Below are 6,002 nucleotides of genomic sequence, written 5' to 3'. Positions count from 1 at the left end.
CAGCGCTGGCTGTTTTACGCGTATGACAGGCTCCGGAAGACGGTTGTTGCGCACGTATTCGGTGAACGCACTATGGCGACGCTGGGGCGTCTTATGAGCTTGCTGTCACCCTTTGACGTGGTGATATGGATGACGGATGGCTGGCCACTGTATGAATCCCGCCTGAAGGGAAAGCTGCACGTAATCAGCAAGCGATATACGCAGCGAATTGAGCGGCATAACCTGAATCTGAGGCAGCACCTGGCACGGCTGGGACGGAAGTCGCTGTCGTTCTCAAAATCGGTGGAGCTGCATGACAAAGTCATCGGGCATTATCTGAACATAAAACACTATCAATAAGTTGGAGTCATTACCATGCAACTGAACTTAATTTTATAAATTAAGTTCAGTTAATATCTTTTCTTTCCTCGTTTCAGAAATAACTCAATCTTCCTTCGGCAAGCACTGCAAATGCCCATGCCGCACGCCGCGCTGGGCGATAACGTCATCGGCAAAATGCTGCACGTCGCCCATATCACCTTTCAGCACGGCGATTTCCAGACAGTCGTCGTGATTGATATGCACATGCAGCGTGGCGACGGAGAGATCGTGGTGATGGTGCTGGGTGGAGACAATGCGGCTGGCTAAGTCGCGTTTTTCGTGTTCATACACATAGGAGAGCACCGCGAAACCTTGCGTGCCGTGCTGCTGAGTGGCCTCCTGGGCCAGGGCGCTACGCAGAATATCGCGGATAGCTTCGGAACGGTTGTTATAACCACGACGCTGGCTCAGGCTGTCCAGCGTCTCCAGTAAATCGTCATCAAGCGTGATGGTGACTCGTTGCATTTGCGTTAAACCTTTTCTGTGGCGCGACGGCGCACGGGGAATGCGGGTAATACCGCGTTTTGTAGCACACGTCCGGCGTCAGAGGAAAAGGTTAATTTATCTCCCACCGCCTGGGTTTCGACGATTTGTCCGTTGTCCATCACCATCACCCGCTGGCAAAAGCGTTCTACAAGACGTAAGTCGTGGGTGATGAACAGGCAGGCGGTGCCAAACTGTTGTTGCAGCTTTTTCAGCAGGCGAATGACGCCCGCCTGTAACACGAGATCAAGGTTAGAAACGGTTTCATCCAGAATCAGCAATTTCGGTTCGACCGCCAGCGCGCGTGCTAGGCAGACGCGCTGGAGCTGGCCGCCGCTTAACTGCGGTGGGCGTTTGTCGAGAACGCTGTCATCGAGATCGACCGCCTTCAGCATTTCGCTGGCGCGCGCCAGTTGTTCGGATTTTTTCAGTGATAGCAGGTGGCGCATCGGTTCACGCAGGATCTCGCGCACGGTTTTGCGCGGATTCACGGCACTGATGGAGTCCTGAAACACCATCTGAATATCACGGCGGAAGGCTTTACGTTGGGCGCGATTAAGTTTCGCCAGCGATTCGCCGCGCCAGCTAATATTCCCTTGTGAGGGAGACTCTAAGCCTACCAGCAGCCGCGCGAGGGTGCTTTTTCCGCAGCCGCTGCGTCCCAGCAGGGCGACGGTTTCGCCGCTTTTCAGGGTCAGGGAAACGTTATTCAGCACCGCCTGATGTTGATGTTTTCCGCTAAATCCACCGTGGGCATAGTGATGGGAAAGGCCGCTGACGTTAAGTAAGGTCATGATACCAGCTCCATACCGTAGAGGGCGAGATGAGCGGAAACCAGGCTGCGCGTCACCGTATGTTTGGGGGCGTTAAACAGCGTTTCTACATCGCCCTGTTCGACAATTTTACCTTGTGACATCACCGCCACGTCATCCGCCAGACGCGCCACAACGCCCATATCATGGGTGACCAGCAGCATTCCCGGCGCTTGTTTTTGCATAATGCTTTCCAGCAGATCGAGGATGCGCGCCTGTGCTACCACGTCGAGGTCGGTGGTCGGTTCATCTGCGATGATAAACGGTGATTCACACAGCACCGCCATCGCAATCATCATGCGCTGCAACATGCCGCCGCTCATCTCGAACGGGTACAGCTTCAGCACGCGCGCGGCGTTTTCCAGCCCCACCGCTTCTATGGCAGCGGTAAGCGTAGCGTCATCGGCGGGTTTCCCTAACGCCAGGCAGGTTTCCCGCGCGTGGGTGTGCATGGTGTGTAGCGGATTAAAGGCGCTGCGCGGGTTCTGCATGATGGTGGCAATTTTGATGCCGCGCAGGGCGCAGGGATAAACCGCTTTGCCATCGGCTAAAATTTCCCCCGCCGTCTGGCGAACGCCAGCGGGCAAAATGCCCAGCGTCGCGGCGCAGGTTAATGATTTCCCGCTGCCGCTACCGCCGACTAACGCCAGCACGCGCCCGCGTTGCAGGGTTAACGATACACCGTGTACCAGCGGCTGCGCGGCCTGTAGCGCGATATTACGTAGTTCAATCTGTTGCGGCATTAGTGTGCGTGCTCCGTCACCAGATGAGGGTCCAGATGATCGCGCAGTGCGTCACCCACCAGGTTAAAGGCCATCACGCTGATAAACAGCGCCAGCCCCGGCCAGAACATTTGCAGCGGCTGGGTCCAGATATACTGGCGCGCGTCGTTAATCATCACGCCCCATTCGGCGGTCGGCGCGGTCACACCGAGGCCAAGGAAAGACATCCCCGAGACGTGCAGCATCATATGGCCGATATCCAGCGTTGCCAGCACCAGCAGCGAAGGGATCACCGCGCCTGCCAGATGATCGACAAACACTCGCACATGGCCCGCACCGGAAAGCCGTGACGCCAGCACAAACTCGCGTTGGCGTAGTGAAATCACCAGGCTGCGCACCATGCGTGCATACCACGCCCAGTGCGACAGGGCGATGGCGATAATTACGTTGGTCAGCCCGGTGCCGAGCACGCCAACCATAAAGAACGACAGAATCGAGGTCGGGAAGGTCATAAACATATCGGCGACGCGCATGGTGGCCTGATCAACGCGCCCGCCAATCAACCCGGCGCTGCCGCCAATAACCAGCCCTAATGTCAGCACCAGCAGCAGGCAGGCCATTACCGAACCGAGCGACACGCGGGTCGCTGCCATCAGCCGCGAGAAAATATCGCGACCTAAGTGATCGGTGCCCAGCCAGTGCTGCGCATCCGGCGAAAGCAGGCGCGACGGCAAATCAATCGCCTGGGGGTCATACGGCAGCCACCACTGGCTGGTGAGCGCAATCAGCGCCAGCAGGGCGATAATGATCAGCGCCAGGCGTACCGACCAGCGGGAAGAGAGGAAAAAGTTCACGCGTGCGCTCCTTCATGACGACGAATGCGCGGGTCCAGCGCGGCGTTGAGCAAATCGACAATCAAATTACAGACCACAAAAACCACCACCATCATCAGCGTAAAGCACTGAATCACCGGATAGTCACGGTTAAAAATCGCCGACACCGCATAGCGCCCGACGCCAGGCCAGGCAAAGATGTTTTCGATAATCATCGTCCCGCCAATCAATTCGCCAATGTGCATCCCCACGGCGGTGATCATCGGCAGCGAGGCATTGCGCAGAATATGGCGGCGTTCGGTCTGTTTGTCATTCAGGCCGCGTAGCCGCGCCCAGGTGACGTGACGCTGACCGGCGACGTCCAGCATACTGGCGCGCAGCAGTCGCGCGTTAATCGCCAGCGACATAAAGGCGATGGAAACCGCAGGCAAAATGATGTGCTGCCAGCCGCCGTAGCCCATCGCGGGTAGCCATTGCAGATACACCGAAAACGCCATCACTAGCAAAAATGCCAGCCAGAAGTTGGGCATCGACACGCCAAGAAACGCGATAAAGCGCACGGCGAAATCCGGCAAACGATCGCGGTGGCGCGCCGCCCAGATACCGAGCGGTACGGAAGTGAGCAGAATTAATACCAGCGCCGCACCTGCAAGTTCCAGCGTGGCGGGCAGGAAGTTCAGCATATCGTCCAGCACCGGGCGTTGGCTGGCGAATGAGATACCAAAGTCAAGATGCAGCGCCTTCCACAACCAGGTGCCGTACTGGACGTACAGCGGCTGATCCAGTCCGAGCATGGTGCGGGTAGAGGCCAGCATCTCCGGCGTCGGCGGCAGGTTAGACAGACGCAAATAATCGAGCGCCGGGTCGCCGGTACCGAGGCGCAGCATCAGAAAAATGATCACCGAGGCGGCGAGCACCATCGGGATCAGCAGCAGAAAGCGGCGTAATACGTAACGCAACATTAAGGTTTCACCGGTTTAATCTGTTCGAACGGAATTTCGGTGGCGATCGGCGCGTAGGGGATGTTACCCAGCTCCGGTTTTGATACCACCATCATTGAGATGTAACTGATAGGCAGATAAACCGCCTCGTCATGCAGACGGGTCAGAATGTCGCGATACAGCGCCTGACGTTGCGTTTCGTCATGGGTCGCCAGCACTTCGCCGATCTCTTTATCAATCAGCGGTTTGTCGGCTAATCCTTGCTGTGCCTGGAAGTCAGCGTGCGACGGTACGCGCATTGAACTCAGGAAGGCGTGTGGATCGTATGGCGCGCCCCAGGTGCGGTGGAAAATCATGCCAAAACGACCGTCGCGCTGACGAGCATAGATACTGCTCTCTTCTTCGCCAATCAGCGAGACATCTGCGCCAATCTGGCGCATATCAGCCTGAATGATTTCCGCCATCGATTTGCTTAACGCATCGGTGCCGATGAACGACAGTTCAATGCGCAGCGGCTGACCATTTTTCTCGCGGATGTCTTTGCCCGCAGGCAGCGTCCAACCGGCTTTTTCCAGCAACGCTTTCGCTTTCTGCGGATCGTACTGGCGCGGTTTCAGGCCGAGGTTGGCGTAGGGCACAGAAGGGGCAAACAGGGTGTCGGCGACCTGCTGGGTGCCATACAACGCGTTATCAATCAGCGATTTTTTGTTTACCGCGTAATTAAGAGCTTCACGTACTGCCAGCTCATTGGTGGGGGTTTTGGCGGTATTAAGCGCCAGCATCACGGTTTCGATCGGCTGTGACAGTTGGGTATGGTAAGCCGGGTTCTGGCTAAAGCGGGCGAAGGTATCGAGCGGTAATAACCCTTCGTTTCCGTACAGCAGGTCGATATCGCCAGTTTCAAACGCCACCGCGCGGGTAGTCGGGTCCGGGATGACGTTAAAGGTGATCTTTTTAATCGCTGGCTTTTCGCCCCAGTAGTTTTCGTTACGGACGAAGACATCGTACTGATTCAGTTTCGATTCCTGCAAAATCCACGGTCCGGTGCCAATCGGCGCTTTAATTCCGTTCATGGTTTCATGGTTTTTAAACTGCGAGGGAGCGATAAAACGGAAAGGACGGGGCAGGGCCAGTTCTTGCAGGAAAGGATAGTAGGCGCTTTTCAGGGTAATTTGCAGCTCTGTTTTACTGAGTGCTTTAACATCAACAATCTGGTTTGCCAGCTCCAGCCAGGCGTGACGTTGACGGTTATCGAGCACTGCGCGGAAGTTTTCTGCCGCCGCCTCGGCATCGAACGGTTCACCGTTGGATAATTTCACGTCATCACGCAGGGTGAAGGTCCAGGTTTTACCATCTTCTGAATGAGTCCAGCTTTTTGCCAGCCACGGGATCACCGAACCGTCTGCCTGATATTTCACCAATGGTTCATAAACCATGCTCTGGGCGAACATCTGGTTAGGCGTGTAAAGGTGCGGGTTTAGTGGCCCGACATTCACCGGCCAGGCGGTAGTGATTTCATCTGGTGCAGCGGCATGGACGATAAAAGACGCACAAGCCAGCAGCGCAAATAGAGTGCGGTGGAGTGTGGAGAGCATGATAACCCCAATGGATTAAAATAGATGGCGGAAATAAGTATGACGATTTTAAGTATTCGTCATACTTATTACCTGTTCTGGATCAATAGATGGGCAGTCGGGTGGGCGGATCAGTTAACTGAATCGATCCATTGCACACTGTCGGCGGTGAGCGTAAAGGGGGGTGCCCCTATTAAGTTGTCAAGCATGTTATGACCCCTGCGGGGTATAAAAAGTCCCGTCGCGCATCATGGCGAACAGAACGTCGCAGCGTCGT

The 6,002-nt window shown here is 55.9% G+C and carries 7 protein-coding genes and 2 pseudogenes; 1 reads left to right on the top strand and 8 read right to left on the bottom strand.

Features of this window, described 5'->3' with window-relative positions; translation table 11 throughout:
* Window positions 1–339: pseudogene (locus tag BFF42_RS09825) on the top strand (IS1-like element IS1B family transposase); the annotation flags it as partial.
* A gap of 84 nt (window positions 340–423) precedes the next feature.
* On the opposite strand, the gene nikR reads toward BFF42_RS09825, so the two are convergent.
* The 8 genes and pseudogenes from nikR to BFF42_RS27650 all read right to left on the bottom strand — a co-directional run.
* Window positions 424–825 carry a nickel-responsive transcriptional regulator NikR gene (nikR, locus tag BFF42_RS09820; protein ID WP_001190062.1) on the bottom strand — a complete coding sequence of 134 codons (402 nt, stop codon included), beginning with the start codon at window positions 823–825 and terminating at the stop codon, window positions 424–426.
* Window positions 826–830: 5 nt separating this feature from the next.
* Window positions 831–1,637 (bottom strand): nickel import ATP-binding protein NikE, encoded by an 807-nt coding sequence (gene nikE, locus BFF42_RS09815; protein ID WP_000173706.1) that lies wholly within the window; start codon window positions 1,635–1,637, stop codon window positions 831–833.
* A complete protein-coding gene (gene nikD / locus BFF42_RS09810; RefSeq protein ID WP_001136225.1) occupies window positions 1,634–2,398 on the bottom strand; it encodes a nickel import ATP-binding protein NikD in 765 nt (254 codons plus the stop codon). The genes nikE and nikD overlap by 4 nt, the downstream gene beginning before the upstream one ends.
* Window positions 2,398–3,231 (bottom strand): nickel ABC transporter permease subunit NikC, encoded by an 834-nt coding sequence (nikC, locus tag BFF42_RS09805; protein WP_001008964.1) that lies wholly within the window; start codon window positions 3,229–3,231, stop codon window positions 2,398–2,400. The genes nikD and nikC overlap by 1 nt, the downstream gene beginning before the upstream one ends.
* Window positions 3,228–4,172, bottom strand: coding sequence for a nickel ABC transporter permease subunit NikB (gene nikB, locus BFF42_RS09800; protein WP_000947068.1), 945 nt, complete (start codon window positions 4,170–4,172; stop codon window positions 3,228–3,230). The genes nikC and nikB overlap by 4 nt, the downstream gene beginning before the upstream one ends.
* Window positions 4,172–5,746, bottom strand: a complete 1,575-nt coding sequence (gene nikA / locus BFF42_RS09795) for a nickel ABC transporter substrate-binding protein (RefSeq protein WP_000953334.1) — start codon at window positions 5,744–5,746, stop codon at window positions 4,172–4,174. The genes nikB and nikA overlap by 1 nt, the downstream gene beginning before the upstream one ends.
* Window positions 5,747–5,856: 110 nt before the next feature.
* Window positions 5,857–5,940, bottom strand: a pseudogene (locus BFF42_RS09790) (4'-phosphopantetheinyl transferase AcpT); the annotation flags it as partial.
* The coding region (locus tag BFF42_RS27650) for a hypothetical protein (RefSeq protein ID WP_241551019.1) at window positions 5,936–6,002 on the bottom strand (67 nt) is incomplete at its 5' end. The gene BFF42_RS27650 and the pseudogene BFF42_RS09790, both read right to left, overlap by 5 nt.

The sequence above is a fragment of the Shigella sp. FC1661 genome (assembly GCF_001712525.1).
GTDB classification, from domain to species: Bacteria; Pseudomonadota; Gammaproteobacteria; order Enterobacterales; family Enterobacteriaceae; genus Escherichia; species Escherichia coli.
This window is presented reverse-complemented; position numbering and strand designations above follow the sequence as displayed.

Coding starts and splice junctions, on each gene's coding strand:
- nikR (WP_001190062.1), bottom strand. CDS start 825: ATGCAACGAGTCACCATCACGCTTGATGACGATTTACTGGAGACGCTG.
- nikE (WP_000173706.1), bottom strand. CDS start 1,637: ATGACCTTACTTAACGTCAGCGGCCTTTCCCATCACTATGCCCACGGT.
- nikD (WP_001136225.1), bottom strand. CDS start 2,398: ATGCCGCAACAGATTGAACTACGTAATATCGCGCTACAGGCCGCGCAG.
- nikB (WP_000947068.1), bottom strand. CDS start 4,172: ATGTTGCGTTACGTATTACGCCGCTTTCTGCTGCTGATCCCGATGGTG.
- nikA (WP_000953334.1), bottom strand. CDS start 5,746: ATGCTCTCCACACTCCACCGCACTCTATTTGCGCTGCTGGCTTGTGCG.